Here is a 20343-nt window from a genome sequence, read left to right as displayed (position 1 = left end):
CATGGCTGTCTACGCACTGGGAGACCTCGAACCCGACATCGCACCCGACGCCTGGGTGCACCCCGATGCGGTGGTCATCGGCCGGGTGACACTCGGCGCCGGCGCCTCGGTGTGGCCCACCGCCGTCCTGCGCGGCGACTACGGGCGCATCGAGATCGGCGCGATGAGCAATATCCAGGACGGCACGATCGTCCACTGCACGGCCACCGAACCGACGATCATCGGTGAACATTGCGTGGTGGGCCACAACGCGCACATCGAGGGGGCCACCATCGGGAACGGCGTCCTCATCTCGTCGGGCTCGATCGTGCTCAACGGTTCCGTGATCGGGGACGGGGCGGTCGTGGCCGCCGGCTGCCTGGTCCCGCCCCGGTTCGACCTCCCCGCCCGACGCATGGCGATGGGGACGCCGGCGAAGATCCGCGAGGGCGTCAAGGTGGACCCCGCGATGCTCGAGGGCAACACACAGATGTACCACGACAACGCCATGCGCTACCGCGCCGACCTGCGTCGGCTCGACTGACCGGTGGACGACCGACACACCCCGCCCGCACCGTTGTCCGACCTCCTCGACCCCGGCTGGGCACGCGCGCTCGCGCCGGTCGAGGAACGGATCCACCGGATGGGTGATTTCCTCCGCGCAGAGAACGCGGCGGGCCGGGGATACCTCCCCGCCGCCGACCGGGTGCTGCGCGCGTTCACCCAGCCGTTCGACGACGTGCGCGTGCTGATCGTGGGGCAGGACCCGTACCCGACGCCCGGCCACGCGGTCGGACTGAGCTTCGCGGTGAATGGCGACGTGCGTCCGCTCCCGCGAAGCCTGGTCAACATCTATCGCGAGTACACCGACGACCTGGGACTGGCGGCCCCCGGCCACGGCGACCTCGGGGCCTGGAGCCGGGCAGGGGTCCTGTTGCTCAACAGGGTGCTCACCGTCGCGCCCGGGGAGCCCGCCTCCCACCGCCGCAAGGGGTGGGAGGAGGTCACCGGGCGGGCGATCGAGGCCCTGGTCGAGCGGGATCGCCCGATGGTGGCGATCCTGTGGGGGCGCCATGCGCAGTCGCTGGCGCCGATGCTGGGGGACACCCCCGTGATCGCCTCCGCGCACCCCTCGCCGCTCTCGGCGTCGCGCGGGTTCTTCGGCTCACGGCCGTTCAGCCGCGCCGACGAGGAACTGAGGCGACTCGGTGCCGAGCCGATGGACTGGCGACTGCCAACGGATCCGCTACAGATGTAGCGGACCCGGCCGGTCCACGACGTGGCGTTCCCGGCTCAGCCCCGTCCGAACTCCGGACGGCGTTTGGCGACGAACGCATCCACGCCCTCGATGCCGTCCGGCGAGACGGCGAGGCGGGCGATCGACTCGCGCTCGGCGTCGAGTTGATCCGACAGCGTGGCGTTCTCGGAGGCACGCAGGAGCGCCTTCGCGGCGGCGTGGGATTCGCGCGGTCCGGCCGCGAGACGCACAGCCAGAGACCGGGCGGCCTCCCGGACGTCGCCGTCGACGAAGGTCGTGAGCACGCCCAACTGGAAGGCGCGCTCACCGTCCATCGGCTCGTTGCCGAGGATGAACGCCCGCGCCGCGGGCTGACCGACCGCGCGCGGCAGGCGCCACGACATCCCTCCGTCCGGCGACAGCCCGATGCCCGGGTAGGCCGCGAGCAGTCGGGTGTCGGGCCCGCCGACCGAGAAGTCCGCGGCCATGGCCAGCGAGGCGCCGGCGCCGGCCGCCCACCCCGCGACCGCGGCGACCACGGGCACGGTCACCTCGTCGAGCATCCGGACGACCCCGTGCAGCCGGTCCGCGAGCTCCCGCACGTGCTCCGAACGGTCCTCGGCCGCGGCGAAGCCCGGGACGTTGCCGCCGTTGCAGAAATTCTTGCCCAGGCCCACCAGCAGGACCGACCCGGCGTCGATCTCGCCGTCGAGGAGCGCACGGAGGGCGATGGCCGCCTGGTCGACCGCGTCGGAATCGAGTGAGTTGCCCTTGCCCTCCAGCGAGACCGGGAGCGTGAGTACCCCGTCGGTGAGAGTGACGAGGGGGGTGGCGGTGAGGTCTGCGGTCATCGTGGTGCTCCCGGGGCGTGTCGGCCGTCTCGGCTAGTCGGACGGCTGTCGAGTGCAGAGGGTACTAGGCTTGGCCGGGCCGACAGGGAAGATGGCCGCAGGGGTGGGCGCGCGGTGAGGAGGGGTGATGACGCAGGAGTCGACACGTGTCGAGGAACGTCCGTCGACCCTCGACGCGCACGGGCTGCTCACGTGGGCCCGGCGGTGCGTCGAGCAGCTCGCCGCCCGCCGCGAGGAGATCAACGCCCTCAACGTCTTCCCGGTCCCCGACGCCGACACCGGAACGAACCTGCTCTACACCATGCGGGCGGCCGTGGACCGGGCCGAGGGCGAGGACGCGTGGATCTCCGAGGGCGGGGGCACCGCCGGCGCCCGCGAGATCGCCGTCGCGCTGGGCCACGGGGCCGTGCACGGTGCGCGGGGGAACTCCGGCGTGATTTTATCGCAGGTGTTGCGGGCGGTCGGCGAGGCGGCGACCTTCACCGTGGTCGACGCCTCCACCTACCGGCGCGCACTGCGGACCGCGGTGACCCTCGTGGACCACGCGTTGAGCGAGCCGGTCGAGGGGACCATCGTCACGGTTCTGCGGGAGGCCGCGACCGCGGCCGGACGGTCCTCCGCCTCCTCGTTGGTCGAGGTGGCCCGCGTGGCCGCCGACGCCGGCGCCGAGGCGCTCGACAGGACCACGTCACAACTGCCCGCGCTGAGCAGGGCCGGCGTCGTCGACGCCGGCGGGCGTGGGCTGCTCGTCCTGCTGGACGCCATGGTCGAGATCCTGGCGGGTCAGACCCCCGAACGGCCGGACTACTTCATCCCGAAGGACGGCGCAGAGGCGTCGTCAACGCCCGGGCACGATACGGACGAACCGCACGAGGACGCCGGGACCCGCTACGAGGTGATGTACTCCCTCACCCACTCCGACGACGCGCGCGCCGACGAGCTGCGGACCGCACTCCGGATGGTGGGAGACAGCGTGGGTGTCGTCGGCGACGGTGGCTCCGGAGCCAACGCCAGGTGGGCGGTGCACGTCCACACCGACGACATCGGCGCCGCGATCGAGGCGGCCCTGTCGCTCGGGCGGGTCACCGAGATCCGGGTGACCGACATGCTCGACCCCGCGGGCGATCGACCCGGGCAGCACCGGGCCCACGACGCCGGGGACCCGCACGGTTCGGACCAGCGAACCGGCGACCCCGGGCTGCGCAAGGTCGTCGCCATCGTGCCGGAGGGGCCTCTGGCCGACCTGTTCTCCGAGGCCGGGGCGGAGACCGTCGACCCCGGGGACGACGGGGAGGGCGTGATCGACGCAGTGCTCGCCGTCGACGCCGACGAGCTCCTCGTCCTACCCAACGGCGAACTGTCCCGCGACCAGATCGGCGCCATCGATGCCGCGCTGCGCGACGGCGAGGGTCACGCACTGATCCTGCCGACCGGATCCGTGGTCCAGGGCCTGGCCGCCCTGGCGGTGCACGACCCCACGACCACCCTGTCGCTGGACGGGTTCTCCATGGCCGACGCCGCGGCCGGGACCCGGCACGCCCACCTGATCCGGGCTGAGCAGGACGCGCTGACCCTGGTGGGTCGGTGCACGGCCGGCGACCTGCTCGGCGTGGTTGGGCACGACGTCGCACTGATCGAGTCCGACGCGGTCGACGCGGTGTGTGCGCTCGTCGACCGGGTGCTGTCCTCCGGAGGCGAACTCGTCACCGTGCTGTTCAGTGACGCCTACGACGAGGCGGCGACCGAGTCGGCGCTGTCCCGCGTGCGGTCCCGCCACCCCGACATCGAGGTGGTCGGATACGCCGCCGGCCCCGGGCGGGCCGTGGCCCACGTCGGGGTCGAATGACCTCTCTGGCCACCACGGACACCCCGCTCGCCGAGGTCCTCGACCCCGGGCTGGCGGAGCGCATCACCGCGGCGTTCGGGCACCGCAGCGTCGGCGACCTGTTGCACACCCTGCCGCGCCGCTACCGTCAGCACGGACAGCGCTACGACAAGCGGGAACTGGTCGACGGCGAGCGGGTCACGGTGATCGGCAAGGTCACCACCGCGCAGACCCGCACGTACCAGACCAAGCAGCGGCAGACGCGGGAGATGCTCACGCTGACGGTGGAGGACGGCGACACCACGTTCCGGGTCGTGTTCTTCGCCGGGCGCAAGATCAAGTTCATGCTCCCGGTGGGGACGCTGGCGATGTTCGACGGCACCGTCTCCCGCTTCCGCCGGTCACTGGACCTCAAGCATCCCGAGTTCCTCGTCCTGCGTCCGGTGACCGGCCCGGGCGGCCAGCTCAAGGGGTCCGGCGACCTCGCGGCGCTGGCACGCCTGGCCGCGGAGATCGACGCCGAGGGCGGACCGAGCCTGTTCGACCGGCCACTGTTGCCCGTGTACGCCGCCAAGGAGGGGGTCACCTCCTGGGACCTGCTCGGCGCGGTGGTCACCACCCTGCGGGCGTTGGTGCCGGTGGTCGACCCGCTCGACGACACGGTCCGGTCGGTTGCGGGCCTCATGGACCTCGACGAGGCACTGCGTAAGGCCCACCTGCCCGAGAACTCCCGGGACAAGGATCGGGCCGGGTACCGGCTGCGCTTCGACGAGGCACTCGCGCTGCAGTTGCTGCTCGGCGCCAGGCGCCGGTTCGTCGCGCGGGACCCGGCGCCGGCCAGCCCGGTGCGCGGGGACGGGCTCCGCGCGGCCATGGAGGCCCGGATGCCGTTCGAGCTCACCGGCGGACAGGCGTCGGTACTGGAGGAGATCTCGGCGGACCTGACCCGTGACGAGCCCATGAACCGGCTCCTGCAGGGCGAGGTCGGCTCGGGCAAGACCGTGGTGGCGTTGTTGGCGATGCTCCAGGTGGTCGACGCCGGGCGGCAGTGCGTGATGCTGGCCCCCACCGAGGTCCTGGCGGTCCAGCACCACCGTTCACTGACGGCGATGCTCGGCGATCTCGGTGAGCGCGGCAGGTTGGGAGCGGCCGAGCAGGCCACCCGCGTGGTGCTGCTCACCGGGTCGATGTCCACGGCCCAGCGGCGCGCGGCCCTGCTCGACATCGTCACCGGGGAGGCCGGGATCATCGTGGGGACCCACGCGTTGATCCAGGACTCGGTGGACTTCTTCGACCTGGGACTGGTGGTGGTCGACGAACAGCACCGCTTCGGCGTTCGACAACGCGACCGACTGCGCGCCAAGGGGCGCGAGGGACTGGTTCCCCACCTGTTGGTGATGACCGCGACCCCGATCCCGCGGACCATCGCCATGACCGTGTTCGGGGACCTGGAGGTCTCCGAACTCCAGGAGCTCCCCGGTGGGCGTCGCCCCATCTCCACCTCCGTCGTCCCGGCGAGGGAGAAGCCGCGCTGGCTCGAGCGGACCTGGGAGCGGGTCCGCGAGGAGGTGGAGGCCGGCCACCGTGCGTACGTCGTGTGCGCCAGGATCGACGCCGACGACCCCGAGAAGGGCGACGACGACAACGGCAGCGACCGACCGCCGTTGGCCGCTGCCGTGGACCTGCACGAGCACCTCTCCACCGGGCCCCTGGCGGGACTGAGGATCGGACTCATGCACGGCCGACTCCCGCCGGAGGAGAAGGACGCCACCATGGCGGCGTTCGCGACCGGCGCACTCGACGTCCTCGTCTCCACGACCGTGATCGAGGTCGGCGTGGACGTTCCCCAGGCCACCGTCATGGTGGTCATGGATGCCGAGCGCTTCGGCGTGAGCCAGCTGCACCAGCTGCGTGGCCGCGTAGGCCGGGGCGGACTGCCCGGCCTGTGCCTGCTGGTGACCAACTCCCGCACCGGGGGCCGCTCGATGGAGCGGCTCGACGCGGTGGCGGCCACGACGGACGGCTTCGTGCTCGCGCAGCTGGACCTGGTGCAGCGTCGCGAGGGCGACGTCCTCGGGGACGCACAGTCCGGTGCCCTTTCGGCGTTGCGGCTGCTGTCGGTGGTCGACGACGGTGAGGTGATCGAGATCGCCCGACGCCACGCCGAACAGATCCTGGAGACCGACCCGGGGCTGCACGCTCATCCGGCGCTCGCGGAGCGGGTCCGCCGCCTGGCCGGCTCCGAGGAATCCGACTACCTGTTCAGATACTGACCCACGACCACAGGGAAGACATGACCCGCATCATCTCCGGCCGCCTGCGCGGGCTGTCGATCACCGTGCCGCCAGCCGGCACCAGGCCCACCACGGACCGCGTCCGCGAGGCGCTCTTCAGTGCCATCGGAAGCCGGGTCGACCTGGACGGCGCGGCCGTTCTCGACCTGTTCGCAGGCTCCGGCGCACTCGGGCTCGAGGCGGTCTCGAGGGGAGTCGACGTGGCGTGGTTCGTCGAGGAGAACCAGCGCGCGGTGGCGTGCCTGAAGAAGAACACGGCGGGCGCGTCGTCGTCGTTGTCGTCGTCCTCGTCGTCGTCCCCGTTCCGCCTCACCGTGAAGCGCGCGGCGTTGCCCGCCGCGGTCCGTGGCCGGTGCCCCGTCGAGGGCGGATTCCACCTCGTCCTGGCCGACCCCCCGTACGAGCGCTCCGCGGAGCTGGACGAACCGGTGCTGGACGCCCTGCTCGCCGGGGGGTGGCTCGCGGAGGACGCGCTCGTCGTGTGGGAGCGGTCGAAGCGGGACCCGGCCGTGCGGTGGCCGGGCGGGTACGAGGTCGTGTTCGAGCGCACCTACGGCGAGACCGCCGTGGAGATGGCCCGGCGTGTTGATACGGTCGCCCCATGACCACCGTCGTGTGCCCAGGTTCCTTCGATCCGGTGACCCTCGGGCACCTCGACATCATCCGGCGAGCCGCCGCGCTGTTCGACGACGTGATCGTGTGCGTGGTCGCCAACCCCAACAAACAGGGCACCTTCTCGATCGACGAGCGCAAGGCGATGATCGACGAGGTCTGCGCCGACATTCCCGGGGTGCGGGTGGACAGCTTCTACGGACTGCTCGTGGACTACTGCCGCGATCAGGGTGCCACCGCGGTGATCAAGGGCCTGCGCGACTCCACCGACTACGACTACGAGTTGCCGATGGCCCACATGAACCGTTCGATCGCCGAGATCGACACCGTCTTCCTGCCCACCCGGGCCGACCTGGCGTTCGTCTCCTCCTCGCTGTGCCGCGAGGTCACCCGACTCGGCGGCGACGTGTCCCACCTGCTGCCGGAGCCGGTCGCCCGCGCCCTGACGGAGCGCCTGGGCTGACGGGGAGGGGCGGGGCAAGCGGCGTCGGCCCGCCGGACCTACCGGACACACCGCCCACGCACCGGCCCGGCGACCTGTGTTGCGGGCACACTGGTGGGGCAAGAGTGACGATCCGGTGAAGGGACGAGCGTGTACCGAGTGTTCCAGGCCCTCGACGAGCTGAACGCGATGATTGAGGACGCCCGCAGTCTGCCCATGACCGCGAACTGCGTGGTGCCCCGGCACGAGTCCCTGCTGTTGCTCGACGACATCCGTGACTCGTTCCCCGGCGAACTCGACGACGCCCAGGACGTGCTGGACCAGCGCGACAGGGTGCTCGCGGAGGCCGATGCCACCGCCCGCGAGACGGTCGCCGCCGCCGACGCCGAGGCGGACCGCACCCTGCGCGAGGCGCGCGAGGACGCGGACGCCATGCTCGCCGACGCCAAGGCCCGCGCCGACCGCATGGTCGCCGAGGCGACCACCCACGCCGACGGGCTGGTGGGCGACGCCCGCGCCGAGTCGGCGGAGCTCCTCGACCGCTCGCGTCGGGACGCCGAGTCCACCACGAGCCGCGCCCGCGCGGAGGCAGACCGGCTCGTCGAACAGGCCAACATCCTCTACGACCGCACGATCACCGAAGCCCGGCAGGAGCAGCAGCGGATGCTGTCCGAGTCCGAGGTCGTCCGCATCGCCGACGAGGAAGCCGCGCGGGTGCGAGACGCCGCGCACGCCGAGAGCGAGCGTCGGCGCGAGGAATGCGACGCCTACATCGACGAGAAGATGGCCCGGTTCGAGGAGTTCCTCGGCACCACCCTCCGCACCGTCAGCCGGGGTCGCGAGGAGCTGCACGGTGTCGCCCCGGTCGGGCGACGGGAGCCCACCGGCCGGCGGGGGGTCCGCGAGGACGAGCGCCCGGGCGACGGGTACGGGGACTACTGACCCCGGCGGGTAGTCTGCTGGGCGTGTCCACCACCTCCCGTACCCCCCGCCACGGCCGGCCCGCCGCCGATTCGCTCGTCCTCGACACCCGCGTCCTCGGACGCGCCCCCGGCTCGATGGTGCCGGTGCAGCGTGTCGCCGTCCTCCCCTCGGCCATCGGCGTGGAGTTCATCCGGATCCCCGAGGGCTCCGAGGTGGACCTCGACCTCATGCTGACCTACGTCGACGAGGGTGTGCTCGTCACCGGCTCGGTCACCGGTCGGGCCGAGGTCGAGTGCGCGCGCTGCCTGGGCGAGTTCTCCGCCCCGGTGGGCGTGGACCTGACCGACATGTACGCGGCCGAGGGCACCGCCGCGGCCGAGGCCGCCGAGCAGGACGAGGTCCGCCTGCTGGACGGCGACCTGCTCGACCTCGAGCCCGCGCTCGTCGACGCGTTCGGTCTGGAGTTCCCCATGTCGCCGACGTGCACCGACTACGGACACGACGAGTGCATCAACCCGGACACCCCCGCTCCCGACGGCGTCTCCGGCGACGCCGAGGGCCGGATCGACCCGCGCTGGGCCGGGTTGGCGGAGAAGTTCGGGTCCACCGGAGCCGGCGACGCCGGTGAGGACCGCGCGTGACGGAGCAGCCGTCGCCCCTGGACTCTGTCCTGGGGGTCGCCCTCCCCGCCGACCTCGCCACCCAGGCTCTGACCCACAGGTCGTACGCCTATGAGCACGGCGGTCTGCCCCACAACGAGAGGTTGGAGTTCCTCGGCGACGCGGTGCTCGAGTTGGTCGTGACGGAGTACCTCTACACGGCGTACCCGGACCGTCCTGAGGGGGACCTCGCCAAGATCCGCGCGAGCCTGGTCAACACCTACGTCCTGGCCGACATCGCGCGCGAGATCGGCCCCGGCGGCCTGGGAGATCACCTGCGGCTCGGCCGCGGTGAGGAACTGACGGGCGGTCGCGACAAGCACTCGATCCTCGCCGACACCCTCGAGGCGGTGTTCGGGTCGGTCTATCTGACCCACGGGCTCGAGACGGCCCGGGGTCTGATCGAACGGATCATCGGCGACCGACTGCAGGTGGTCCCGCATCTGGGGGCGGCCCTCGACTGGAAGACCAGTCTGCAGGAGAAGTGCGCGTCGACGGGCAGGCCCAGGGTGCGGTACGAGATCACCTCCACCGGGCCGGACCACGACAAGACCTTCTCCGCGGTGGTGTTCGTGGGCGACGAGTCCCTGGGCGAGGGGACCGGTCGCACCAAGAAAGAGGCCGAGCAGAAGGCCGCCGAGCAGGCGTGGACCGCCCTGGACGGGACCACACGCTGACGTGCCCGAGCTACCCGAGGTCGAGGTCGTCCGCAGGGGCCTGGCCGATCACGTCGTCGGTCGTGTGATCACGTCCGTGGAGGTCACCGGCGCCCGCACCGCGCGCCGGCAGCCGGGCGGCGCCCCCGAGATCGTCGCGCGTCTGACCGGCCGCACCGTCAGCGGCGCCCGGCGTCGCGGCAAGTACCTGTGGCTCACCCTGGACTCCGACCACGCGGCGGGAGCGGACTGCCTGCTCGTACACCTGGGGATGAGCGGGCAGATGTTGGTCGCCGAGGGCGGTGCGCCGCCGGTACGCCATCTGCACGCGCGAGCCGAGCTCGACGACGGCAGGGAGCTGCGTTTCGTCGATCAGCGGACGTTCGGCGGGTGGACCGTCGTCCCACTGGCGGAGGCTCTCGACGGCACGGGGGAGCTCGTGCCCGCGCCGGCCGCCCACATCGCGGCGGACCCGTTCGAGCCCGGGTTCGACCCCCTCGTCGCCGCCCGGACGATCCGACGCCGGGACACCGAGATCAAGCGCCTCCTGCTGGATCAGACCGTGGTCTCGGGGATCGGCAACATCTACGCCGACGAGGCCTTGTGGCGCTCCGGTCTCCACGGCCGCCGGCGGTCCGGCGCCGTGACACTCCGCGCCGTGACCGGGGTCCTCGAGCACGCCCGCGAGGTGATGGCGGACGCGCTGGCGGCCGGCGGCACCTCATTCGACGCGCTGTACGTCAACGTCAACGGCGCCTCGGGGTACTTCGATCGCTCCCTCGATGTCTACGGACGGGCGGGCCTGCCGTGCGCGCGGTGTGGGACGGCCGGGGGGCGGGAGGACTTCATGAACCGCGGTTCGCACTTCTGCCCGGTCTGCCAGCCCGCGCCACGCCGGTCCCGCCCGCCACGTCGGTCCCGCGCGCCGCGGCGGGGCTGAGGTGGCCCGCGGACCGGTCGTACGATGACCGCATGACTGAGTCGACGCCCCCCACCCCCACGCAGACGCCCGCGCCGGCCGCCCCGCGGGCGGCGCACCCCGCTCCCGATCTCCGTGTCGAACGCACCGGGACCCGACGCTACGTGGGGACATCTTCCCGGGGAGCCCGGGTCGAGATCGGCTCGGCCGACGTCGAGGGGGTGTTCACCCCGGGGGAGTTGCTCAAGATCGCGCTCGGGGCCTGCACGGCCATGGCCTCCGACTTCACGATCTCCCGCCGGTTGGGTGACGACTACGCCGCGACCGTTCGCGTCTCCGGAGACGCCGACCGCGAGAACGAGCGATACCCGCTGCTGGAGGAGAGCTACGAGCTCGACCTGTCCGGGCTAGACCCGGCGATGGCCGAGCGACTGGTGGCGATGATCCGGCGCTCGGTGGACAAGGCGTGCACCGTCGGCCGGACCCTGACCGCGGGGACCGAGATCGCGCTGGGGTTCGAGACCGGCGGCGCCGACTCCGAGACCGGCGGCGCTGACGCCGGAAACGGGGGCGGCGCGGCATGAGCGCACCGGATCCCGACCAGGTCCGGTTGGTCGCCTGGGTCCACGGCCGCGTCCAGGGCGTGGGCTTCCGCTGGTGGACCCGCAGTCGGGCACTCGAACTGGGCCTGAGCGGGTACGCGGCCAACAAGCCGGACGGTCGCGTCCACGTGGTGGCGGAGGGACCGGAGTCGGCGTGCCGTGACCTGGTGGAACTTCTCCGCGGCGGCGGGACCCCCGGCCACGTGGACCTCGTCGTCGACACCTGGGAGCCGGCCCGGGGCGGACTCCCGGGATTCGTCGAACGCTGACCTAGGATCGACAACCGTGTATCTCAAGTCGCTGACGCTCAAGGGCTTCAAGTCCTTCGCGGCGCCGACGACCCTGAGATTCGAGCCCGGAATCTGCTGCGTGGTGGGGCCCAACGGGTCGGGCAAGTCCAACGTCGTCGACGCCCTGACCTGGGTCATGGGCGAGCACAGTGCCAAATCGCTGCGCGGCGGCAAGATGCAGGACGTCATCTTCGCGGGGACCACGGGAAAGCAGCCGCTCGGCCGCGCCGAGGTCACCCTCACCCTGGACAACTCCGACGCCGTGCTGCCGATCGACTACGCCGAGGTGTCGATCACCCGCCGGATGTTCCGCGACGGCGCCGCGGAGTACGAGATCAACGGCGACCGCGCCCGACTCATGGACGTGCAGGAACTGTTGTCGGACTCAGGGATAGGCCGCGAGATGCACGTCATCGTCGGCCAGGGCAAGCTCGCCGAGATCCTCGAGTCCAAGCCGGAGGAGCGCCGGGCGTTCATCGAGGAGGCCGCCGGCATCCTCAAGCACCGGCGCCGCAAGGAGAAGGCCCAGCGCAAGCTCGCCGGGATGCAGGGCAACCTGGACCGGTTGAACGATCTCACCACCGAACTGCGGCGCCAGCTCAAGCCGCTGGGGCGGCAGGCCGAGGTCGCGCGCCGGGCGCAGACCATCCAGGCGGACCTGCGCGACGCCACGTTCCGCCTCGCCGCCGACGACCTGGTCACCCGTCGACGCGAGCTCGCGGATGCCGAGAGTGTCCGCTCCCGGTTGGCGGACCAGGTCGCGCAGGCGGTCGACCGCAGGGACGAGCTGGTGCGGGCCGTCGCAGACACCCAGGCCGAGCTCGATCGGTTGACCCCGGACGCCGACGCTGCGCAGCAGCGGTGGTTCGCCCTGTCGACGTTGGCCGAGCGGGCCCGCGCCACCGCCCGGATCGCCGCCGACCGCGCGCGGTCGCTGGCCGCCGAGGTCGCCGTGCACCACGGCACCGACCCGGACGAGCTCGACCGCCAGGCCGAGCGGGCCGCCGCGCACGAGGAGGACCTCGCCGCTCAGGTCGACGCCGCCGCCGAGAAGGCCCGTCTGGCGACCGAGGCGTTGGGACGGGCCGAGTCGACGCTCGCCGCGCTCGAGGCCGAGCACCTCAAGGCCGTCCGGGCGATCGCGGACCGCCGGGAGGGCGTGGCCAGGCTCGCGGGCAAGGTCGAGACCCTCGCCGCGAGAGTGGAGTCCACCCAGGCGGAGATCGCGCGCGTGGACGCCGAGGCGGAGGTCGCGCGCACCGCCGTGGTCGACGCCGAGGCCGAGTTCGACGCCGTCCACGCCAGGGTGGGGGCGCACGAGCAGAGCGAACGGACCCTCGACGAACACCTGGGGCGGGCCGAGCGCGCCCACCTCGCGGCACGGGCCCGGCTCGCGGAGTTGCAGGGGATCGAGCGGGAGGCCGACCAGCGGATCGCGCGGCTGGCCGCCCGGATCGAGACTCTCGAGCAGAACAAGGGCGCCGGGGACGGCGCCGAGTGGGTCCTGCGGCATCTCGGGGCCGACGCCGTCGCCGGGACGGTGGGGGAGATGCTCGGCGTCCGCGACGGGTGGGAACGCGCCGTGGGGGTCGCCCTCGGGCCGGCCGTCGACGCGGTGGTCGTGGACACCTCCGTGAACCGCCGGCAGGTCCTGGCGGCCCTGCGGGAGGCCGACGCGGGCCGGGCGGGTCTCGTGGGAGCCGGGACGCCGGGTGGCGACTACCGACTGGAGGTCGACCTGGTCGGCGGGGCATGCTGGGCGCTGGACGTGGTGGACGTCCCGGAGGACCTCGTGGCGGCGGTGACCGCCCTGTTGGTCGACGTGGTCGTGGTCGACGACCTCGCCGCCGCCCACGCCCAGGTCGAGGCGGACCGCCGCGTGCGCGCGGTCACCCGCGACGGTGAGCTGGCCGGTGCGGGGTGGACCGTGGGCGGGTCCGCGTCGGGGCGCACCGGGTTGGAGATCCAGTCGGCGATCGACGCCGCGGTCGTCGAGCGCGACGCCGTTCGGGCCGAGATCGAGACCACCCGCGCCGAGTTGGCCGGCGCGTCGGCCGAGGACACCGAGCGGGCGGACCGGTTCTGCGAGACGCTCGCCGCCATCAGCGAGTCCGACGCCGCGATCGAGGAGATCTACGCGGAGCTCGCCCGTATCGGCCAGCGGCGCCGTCGCGCCGAGGCCGAGGTGCGGCGCCTGGAGCAGACCCGCCGGATCTCGGTGGACAAGCTCGACGCCGCGCGCGCCGAACACGCCGAGCTGACCGACCGACTCGCCAGGGCCGGGGACGACGACGACGAGGTCCGGCCACCCGAGGACGACGGGCGTGGTGCCGCGCAGGCCGCGGTGGCCTCGGCCCGGGCCGCGGAACTCGAGGCCAGGCTCGCCCACCGGTCCGCCGAGGAACGGGCCGCCGGCGTCCGCGGCAAGTCGGCGTCCCTGCGGCGGGCCGCGCAGGCGGAGCGCGAGTCCCGGGCCCGGGCCGCCAGGGCGGCGGCGCAGCGGCGCCGCGGCGCGGAGGTCGCCGGCGTGGTCGACGAACTCAGCGGGCGGCTGCTCTCGCGGCTCGACGAACTCATCACCGCCGCCGGAACCGAGCGGGACCCGCTCCCCGCCCCGCGCGCCGAGGCCACCGCCGGTGTCGCCGCGCTGCGCGGTGATCTCGCGGCGGCCGAGTCCGAGGTCTCGAGGCTCGGCGACGCCGCCCACCGCGACGAGATCGTCCGGGCGCAGCTCGAGGTCAAGGTCTCGGAGCTCGAGGCGGCGGTGCTCGAGCGTCACGGTATCGAACCGCAGGCCCTCGTCGAGGAGTACGGCCCGGACGTGGACCTGCCGCCGTCGGCGTTGGAGATGCAGGAGTACGAGGCGGCTCGCGAGCGAGGCGAGGACGTGACCCCGCCGCCGCCGATGCCGTTCGTGCGCGCCGAACAGGAGCGTCGTCTCAGGTCGGCGCAGAAGGACCTGGCCACCCTGGGCAAGGTCAACCCGCTGGCGTTGGAGGAGTTCGCGGCGCTGGAGGAGCGCTACGCGTTCCTGTCCACCCAGCTCGACGACGTGAAGAAGGCCCGGTCCGACCTCGAGGGGGTGATCGACGACGTCGACGAGCGCATCGAGCAGATCTTCACCGAGGCGTGGGTCGACGTCGAGCGCGAGTTCCGGGGTGTCTTCTCCACGCTCTTCCCCGGAGGGGAGGGGCGACTGATCCTCACCGAGCCGGAGGACATGCTCGCCACCGGGATCGAGGTGGAGGCGCGGCCACCGGGAAAGAAGGTGAAGCGGTTGTCGCTGCTGTCCGGCGGCGAGAAGTCGCTCACCGCGGTCGCCATGCTGGTGGCGATCTTCAAGGCCCGCCCCAGCCCGTTCTACGTCATGGACGAGGTCGAGGCGGCGCTCGACGACACCAACCTGCGGCGCCTCATCGGGCTGTTCGAACAGCTGCGGGAGACCAGCCAGCTCATCGTCATCACGCACCAGAAGCCCACCATGGACGTGGCCGACGTGCTCTACGGCGTGTCGATGCAGGGCGACGGCATCTCCAAGGTCATCTCCCAACGCATGCGCTGACCCGTCGACGGCGCCCCCCGGCGTCGCGCTGGCAGGATGGGGCCATGACTCATTCAGAACTGTTCATGGACCCCGGTCTCGCGCGTGCCGCGCGAGCGTTGTGCCTGGTCTCCACCAAGGTCGTCGCCCTTCGCTCCGGGGTGAACGAGGAGAGGATCCGGGACTACGAGCACGGGGCGGGCGACCTCGACGAGGCCGAGGTGCAGGCCCTCACCGACGCCCTGACCCATTTCGGTGCGCGCTTCATCCCGGAGAGCGACCGCGGGGGAGTGGGCGTGCGCCGCAAGTTCACCCGGACCAAGGTCAGGATGATCGAGACGTGGGAGGGCGAGGGCGGACCGGTCGGGGAGGACGACGTCTAGGGTGCGGGAGCCCCAGCCGCCGGCGGACGCACTCAGGAGCGCCTGAACACCGCACGGAGCCGTTCCCGGTTGACCGCGCCGATCGCCCGCAGCGGGATCCCCGCCGGGCACACCCGCGAGCACTCCCCGTAGAGCGAACAGGGACCGAACTCCTCGTCGGCCGCGCCGACCATCTCGCGGGCGCGGGCCGAGCGGTCGGCGCCCGCGACGGGCATGAGGGCGAGGTGCCCGAGCTTGGCCCCCACGAACAGGTTGGCCGAGCCGTTGGGGCAGGCCGCCACACACGCCCCGCACCCGATGCACGCCGCGAAGTCCAGTGCGGTCTCCGCCGTGTCGTGGCCCTGCAGTGTCGAGTCCGCGTCCGGGGCGGCGCCGGCCGGGATCCCCACGTAAGCCCCGGCCTCGACGACCCCGTCCAGAGCGGAGCGGTCCACCACGAGGTCGCGGATGACCGGGAACACGGCGGCGCGAAGTGGTTCGATGCGCAGAGTATCCCCGTCTGAGTAGGGGCTCAGCCGCTGGTGACACGACGGGGTGTTCTCCGCGGGTCCGTGCGGGCGCCCGTCGACGGTGACCCCGCAGGCCCCGCAGATCCCCTCGCGGCAGTCGGAGTCGAACGCCACCGGTTCAATGCCCGCGTCCACCAGGTCGGCATTGAGTACGTCGAGCAGCTCCAGCACACTCATCTCCGGCCGTGCGTCGCGGACCTCGAACTCCTCGTACCGTCCGGCCTCGTGTGGCCCGGACTGCCGCCAGATGCGCAGGGTCAGTCTCATCGGTAATCCCTCGCGGTGGGGGCGACCGCCGAGAACTCCAGCGGTTCGGCGTGTCGGGTGAAGGACCGGGGCCCGCCACGGTCATCGCCCTCGGAGGCCCAGGCGGAGGTGAAGGCCCACCGACGGTCGTCCCGCCGGGCCTCGCCGTCGGGCGTCTGGTGCTCGTCGCGGAAGTGGGCGCCGCACGATTCGTCCCGGTCCAGCGCATCCACGCACATCAGTTCCGCCAGTTCGAGGAAGTCGGCGACCCGCCCGGCCAGTTCGAGCACCTGGTTGAGGTGACCGCCTGTGCCCGTGACCCGCAGGTCGGTCCAGAACCGGGTCCGCAGGTCACGGATGCGCTCGATCGCCCGGGTCAGGCCGTCGGCCGTCCGTGTGACGCCGCACCCCGAGTAGAGGATCTCGCCGAGCTCACGGTGGAAGTGCTCGGGCCCGGTCGAGCCGCCCACCGCGAGCAGGTTCCGCACCCGCGACCGGGCGCGGGCCACGGCGGCCACGACCACCTCGTCGTCGTCGCCCGGTAGGTCGTCCCCGAGGCGGGTGGCCAGGTGCGCCGGCACCGAGTAGGGAAGGGTGAACCACCCGTCGACGCTCGCGCTGAGCAGGGAGTTGGCGCCGAGCCGGTTCGCGCCGTGATACGCCCAGCCGCATTCGCCGCCGACGAACAGGCCGGGGATCGACGTCTGCAGGTCGAAGTCGCTCCACAGCCCGCCCATCGTGAAGTGGCACGTCGGCGCGATGCGCATGGGTACGGCGTACGGGTCCTCGCCGGTGGCGTGGGCGTACATCTCGAACAGGTTGCCGTAGCGCTCGGTGATCGTCCCCCGGCCGTCGCGGGCCAGGGCGTCACGGAAGTCCAGGTAGACGGAGTTGCGGCGTGGCCCCACCCCTCGCCCGGCTCGGATCTCGGCGGTGATCGCCCGGGAGGCCACGTCGCGGGGCACGAGGTTGCCGAAGGCGGGATAGCGGCGCTCGAGGAAGAAGTCGCGGTCGGCGTCCGGGATCTCACCGGGCGGCCGGTCGTCGCCGTCGTGGAGCGGGACCCAGACGCGGCCGTCGTTGCGCAACGACTCGCTCATGAGGATCGTCTTGGCCTGCCAGTCGTTGTCCTTGGGCAGCGCGGTGGGGTGGAACTGCACGAACGACGGTGAGGCGAACAGGGCCCCCCGCTGGTGCGCGCGCCACACCGCCGACGCGTTGGAGTGGATCGCGAGCGTGGAGTCGTGGAAGACGGTCCCGTAGCCGCCGGTCGCGAGGACGACCGCGTGCGCGGTCTCGGCCCGGATGTGGCCGGACACCAGGTCGCGGACCACCACACCGTGGCACCCCGAATCGTCGACGACGAGGTCGAGCATCTCGTGGCGGGTGTGCAGCGTGACGGCGCCGGCACGGATCTGCCGCTGCAGCGCCGAGACGCCCGCGAGCTGGAGTTGTTGGCCGGTCTGACCGCGGGAGTAGTACGTGCGCGAGACCTGCACGCCGCCGAAGGACCGGGTCGACAGGACGCCGCCGTACTCGCGTGCGAAGGGGGTCCCGATGGCGGAGAAATGATCGATCACCCGCGCGGATTCCTCGCCCAGCCGGAACGCCTCGGCCTCCCGCCCACGGAAGTCCCCGCCCGAGACGGTGTCGGCGACGAACCGGGCCACGGAGTCTCCGTCCACCCGGCGGCCGCGGGCGGCGTTGATCCCGCCCTGGGCGGCCACGGAATGCGCGCGCCGGGCGGCGTCGTGGTAGGTGAACGCGGTGACCCGGTAGCCGAGTTCGCCGAGGGCGGCCGCCGCGCCGGCCCCGGCCAGGCCCGTGCCGATCACCACCACGTGGAGGTGGCGGCGGTTGGCCGGTGCGACCAGGCGGTAGGCGTCGCGACGCCTCGCCCAAGCGGAGGCCGGGTCGCCCCCGGGTGTGCCGGAGCTCAGCACGTGTCCCTGTCGTGCGTCGGGCACGAGGACGGGGGCGGGGTGAAGGTCACGTCAGCCACCCGGCCTGGACCGCGATCGGGATAGCGGCGTTGCCCAGCAGCACGGCCACCGCGGCGATCCCGCCCACGGTCGTGATCACCGCCCGGCTCCGGACGCCGGTCACCCCGAGGTCGCCGGCCGCCGTGCGGACCCCGTGGGCGACGTGCAGGGCCAGCAGCACCATGGTGATGCCGTAGAAGGCCGCGACCCAGGGCCGCGAGAAGCTGGCGACCAGATTGGCGTACGCCGTACCGGGCTCGAACGCCTCCGACGCGGCGGGGGCGGTGCCCGTGGTCATGTCGAGGACGTGGAAGACGACGAAGAGCAGCAGCACCACTCCGGTGAGCAGCATCGAGCGGGCGCCGAACGAGCCCGCCGTCAGCCCCGTCCGCCGGCGGTGCGGGCCCGCGGACGCGTGGGAGCGCCGCACCAACACCACCGCGCACCAGACGTGCGCCACCAGACCCAGGACCAGCACGACGCGCAACGCCCACAGGACGCCCTCGTGGGGGACGAGGGGGTACAGCAACGTCCGCAGCCACGCGGCGTAGGCGTCGAAACCCGTGGCCCCGCCGAACACTTTGAGATTGCCGACCATGTGCACCACCACGAAGGCGGTGAAGAGCAACCCCGTCACCGCCATGATGGTCTTGGCGAGCCAGGTGGGCGGGGCCGGGGCCCGGCGGAGGGGGCGCTGGCGTACGGACGTACCCCCTGGCTGGGCGGCGAGCTCGACCACGTGGGCTCCTCCCCGGACGACGACAGGCGCCAGTCTAGGTCCGCCACAGCCCCCCGGGACCGAGATGGCAACGGGTGCGGTCGGCCATACTGGGCACCGTGACTACCACCACCTGGATCATCATCGCCGTCGCCGCGGTGCTGCTGCTGGCCATCATCGCCCTCGTCGTGGGTCTGCAGCTGCGCAAGAAGCGGCAGATCTCCCTCACCAGGGCCGCCGAGCGCAAGGAGCTCACCCGCGAGGAGCGCTCCGGCAACTATCAGGCCGGGACGGGGTTCTCGTTCGCCCAGGGAGGGGGCGGCGCCACGGCGGCCCCGCCCAGGGAGCCGGTGCGCCGTGACCCGACGCCGCGGGAGGACCTGCCGCCGGCGACACCGGCCCCACGGCCCCCCGCGCCGCCGTCCGCTGCGACGGGGGCGGCCCCCGCCGCCGAACCTGCGACCGCGCCGGACACCGCGCCCGAGACAGCCGTCCCCGCGCCCGAGCCGGACGTCGATCCCGGCCCGACCGAGGCCACCGAGGTCGTCGAGCCCGCCCCGGTCGAGCCCGTCGTGGTCCCGCCCGAGGTGCCCGACGAGGAGATCCCGGCGCCCCCGGAGACGGTGACCGGGACCCCGGAGCCGGTCGCCCCGGTCGAGCGCATCGACCCGGCCGCCGGCCGCCTCGACCGCCTGCGGGGCCGCCTCGCGCGGTCGCAGAACACCGTGGGCCAGGGCCTGCTGGGTCTCCTCGGCGCCGGCGATCTCGACGAGGACGCCTGGGAGGAGATCGAGGACACGCTGATCATGGCCGACCTCGGTTCGGCCACCACCGAGCTCGTCGTGGACCGCCTGCGGGCGGAGATCGCCACCCGACAGGTCCGCACCGAGGCCGAGGTGCGCGATCTGCTGCGGCAGACCCTCATCGACAACCTCCACCCCGAACTCGACCGCTCGCTGCGTGCGCTGCCGAACGACGGGACGCCGGCCGTCCTCCTCGTCGTCGGCGTCAACGGCACCGGCAAGACCACCACAACCGGCAAACTCGCCCGCGTCCTCGTCGCCGACGGTCGCGAGATCCTCCTCGGCGCGGCGGACACGTTCCGCGCCGCCGCGGCGGATCAGCTCCAGACCTGGGCCGAGCGGGTGGGCGCCGAGGTCGTCCGCGGCAAGGAGGGCGCGGATCCCGCCTCCGTCGCCTTCGACGCGGTGACCCGCGGGGTCGAGACCGGCGTGGACGCCGTGCTCGTGGACACCGCCGGTCGGCTCCACACCAAGACCGGCCTCATGGACGAGCTCGGCAAGGTCAAACGAGTGGTGGAGAAGAAGACCCCCGTCGACGAGGTCCTGTTGGTGATCGACGCCACCACCGGACAGAACGGGCTCATGCAGGCGCGCGTGTTCAAGGAGGTCGTCGACATCACCGGCGTCGTGCTCACCAAGCTCGACGGCACCGCCAAGGGCGGCATCGTGTTCCAGGTCCAGCACGAGTTGGGGGTGCCGGTGAAGCTCGTCGGACTGGGCGAGGGCGCCGACGACCTCGCGCCGTTCACCCCCGAGGCGTTCGTCGACGCACTGCTCGGCACGTAGGTCCCGGGATTCGCGACCGGGATACGCGACCGGGCGGCCAGGACACACGACCGGAACCGGGGACCCGGGCGCGTTACAGCCCCGA

Annotated in this window: 19 protein-coding genes; 15 read left to right on the top strand and 4 right to left on the bottom strand. The window is 72.6% G+C overall.

From position 1 onward, the window contains the following. Position 1 precedes the first annotated feature (1 nt). The gene (locus OVA21_RS08095; RefSeq protein WP_268092210.1) at positions 2–523 is read left to right on the top strand and encodes a gamma carbonic anhydrase family protein; all 522 of its coding nucleotides are present in this window, start codon (positions 2–4) and stop codon (positions 521–523) included. Positions 524–526: 3 nt separating this feature from the next. Next, on the top strand, positions 527–1237 hold the full coding sequence (locus OVA21_RS08090; RefSeq protein WP_119192430.1) for a uracil-DNA glycosylase: 711 nt from the start codon (positions 527–529) through the stop codon (positions 1235–1237). A gap of 35 nt (positions 1238–1272) precedes the next feature. Here OVA21_RS08090 and OVA21_RS08085 read toward each other — a convergent pair whose 3' ends face one another. Beyond that, positions 1273–2067 carry an enoyl-CoA hydratase/isomerase family protein gene (locus OVA21_RS08085; protein ID WP_067717547.1) on the bottom strand — a complete coding sequence of 265 codons (795 nt, stop codon included), beginning with the start codon at positions 2065–2067 and terminating at the stop codon, positions 1273–1275. Positions 2068–2194: 127 nt separating this feature from the next. On the opposite strand from OVA21_RS08085, the gene OVA21_RS08080 reads away from it, so the two are divergent. From OVA21_RS08080 to OVA21_RS08025, 12 genes are all read left to right on the top strand, one after another. Beyond that, positions 2195–3913 (top strand): DAK2 domain-containing protein, encoded by a 1719-nt coding sequence (locus OVA21_RS08080; protein ID WP_268092208.1) that lies wholly within the window; start codon positions 2195–2197, stop codon positions 3911–3913. After that, positions 3910–6165 (top strand): ATP-dependent DNA helicase RecG, encoded by a 2256-nt coding sequence (gene recG / locus OVA21_RS08075; protein WP_268092207.1) that lies wholly within the window; start codon positions 3910–3912, stop codon positions 6163–6165. Before OVA21_RS08080 ends, recG begins: the two co-directional genes overlap by 4 nt. A 20-nt stretch (positions 6166–6185) precedes the next feature. Continuing rightward, entirely contained in the window at positions 6186–6791 is a 606-nt protein-coding gene (gene rsmD / locus OVA21_RS08070) for a 16S rRNA (guanine(966)-N(2))-methyltransferase RsmD (protein WP_268092206.1), read from the top strand. Further along, positions 6788–7261, top strand: a complete 474-nt coding sequence (coaD, locus tag OVA21_RS08065) for a pantetheine-phosphate adenylyltransferase (protein WP_096905307.1) — start codon at positions 6788–6790, stop codon at positions 7259–7261. The genes rsmD and coaD overlap by 4 nt, the downstream gene beginning before the upstream one ends. Positions 7262–7390: 129 nt before the next feature. After that, a complete protein-coding gene (locus OVA21_RS08060; protein WP_096905308.1) occupies positions 7391–8182 on the top strand; it encodes a DivIVA domain-containing protein in 792 nt (263 codons plus the stop codon). Between the two features lie 23 nt (positions 8183–8205). Further along, positions 8206–8805 carry a YceD family protein gene (locus tag OVA21_RS08055; RefSeq protein WP_268092205.1) on the top strand — a complete coding sequence of 200 codons (600 nt, stop codon included), beginning with the start codon at positions 8206–8208 and terminating at the stop codon, positions 8803–8805. Then, on the top strand, positions 8802–9500 hold the full coding sequence (gene rnc, locus OVA21_RS08050) for a ribonuclease III (RefSeq protein ID WP_268092204.1): 699 nt from the start codon (positions 8802–8804) through the stop codon (positions 9498–9500). The genes OVA21_RS08055 and rnc overlap by 4 nt, the downstream gene beginning before the upstream one ends. Before the next feature lies 1 nt (position 9501). Further along, complete coding sequence (mutM, locus tag OVA21_RS08045) at positions 9502–10419, top strand: bifunctional DNA-formamidopyrimidine glycosylase/DNA-(apurinic or apyrimidinic site) lyase (protein ID WP_268092203.1); 918 nt, start codon at positions 9502–9504, stop codon at positions 10417–10419. Between the two features lie 32 nt (positions 10420–10451). Continuing rightward, entirely contained in the window at positions 10452–10982 is a 531-nt protein-coding gene (locus OVA21_RS08040) for an OsmC family protein (protein WP_268092202.1), read from the top strand. Further along, positions 10979–11269 (top strand): acylphosphatase, encoded by a 291-nt coding sequence (locus OVA21_RS08035; RefSeq protein ID WP_067717574.1) that lies wholly within the window; start codon positions 10979–10981, stop codon positions 11267–11269. Before OVA21_RS08040 ends, OVA21_RS08035 begins: the two co-directional genes overlap by 4 nt. 16 nt (positions 11270–11285) lie before the next feature. Next, on the top strand, positions 11286–14852 hold the full coding sequence (smc, locus tag OVA21_RS08030; protein ID WP_268092201.1) for a chromosome segregation protein SMC: 3567 nt from the start codon (positions 11286–11288) through the stop codon (positions 14850–14852). A 44-nt stretch (positions 14853–14896) separates the two neighbouring features. Then, entirely contained in the window at positions 14897–15214 is a 318-nt protein-coding gene (locus OVA21_RS08025) for a hypothetical protein (protein ID WP_268092200.1), read from the top strand. 32 nt (positions 15215–15246) lie between these two features. Here OVA21_RS08025 and OVA21_RS08020 read toward each other — a convergent pair whose 3' ends face one another. From OVA21_RS08020 to OVA21_RS08010, 3 genes are read right to left on the bottom strand one after another with little or no spacing between them, the layout of a single operon-like run. Beyond that, positions 15247–15990 (bottom strand): succinate dehydrogenase/fumarate reductase iron-sulfur subunit, encoded by a 744-nt coding sequence (locus OVA21_RS08020; RefSeq protein ID WP_268092199.1) that lies wholly within the window; start codon positions 15988–15990, stop codon positions 15247–15249. Beyond that, the gene (locus OVA21_RS08015) at positions 15987–17936 is read right to left on the bottom strand and encodes a fumarate reductase/succinate dehydrogenase flavoprotein subunit (RefSeq protein ID WP_268092198.1); all 1950 of its coding nucleotides are present in this window, start codon (positions 17934–17936) and stop codon (positions 15987–15989) included. Before OVA21_RS08015 ends, OVA21_RS08020 begins: the two co-directional genes overlap by 4 nt. A gap of 22 nt (positions 17937–17958) precedes the next feature. Beyond that, positions 17959–18594: a succinate dehydrogenase cytochrome b subunit gene (locus OVA21_RS08010; protein WP_206472649.1), complete on the bottom strand. Its 636-nt coding sequence runs from the start codon at positions 18592–18594 to the stop codon at positions 17959–17961. A 194-nt stretch (positions 18595–18788) separates the two neighbouring features. Between OVA21_RS08010 and ftsY the strand changes: the two genes are divergently transcribed. Beyond that, on the top strand, positions 18789–20258 hold the full coding sequence (ftsY, locus tag OVA21_RS08005; RefSeq protein WP_206472297.1) for a signal recognition particle-docking protein FtsY: 1470 nt from the start codon (positions 18789–18791) through the stop codon (positions 20256–20258). The last annotated feature ends 85 nt before the right edge of the window (positions 20259–20343 follow it).

Origin of the sequence: Dietzia sp. SL131 (assembly GCF_026672565.1) — a bacterium.
GTDB lineage: Bacteria > Actinomycetota > Actinomycetes > Mycobacteriales > Mycobacteriaceae > Dietzia > Dietzia kunjamensis.
This window is presented reverse-complemented; position numbering and strand designations above follow the sequence as displayed.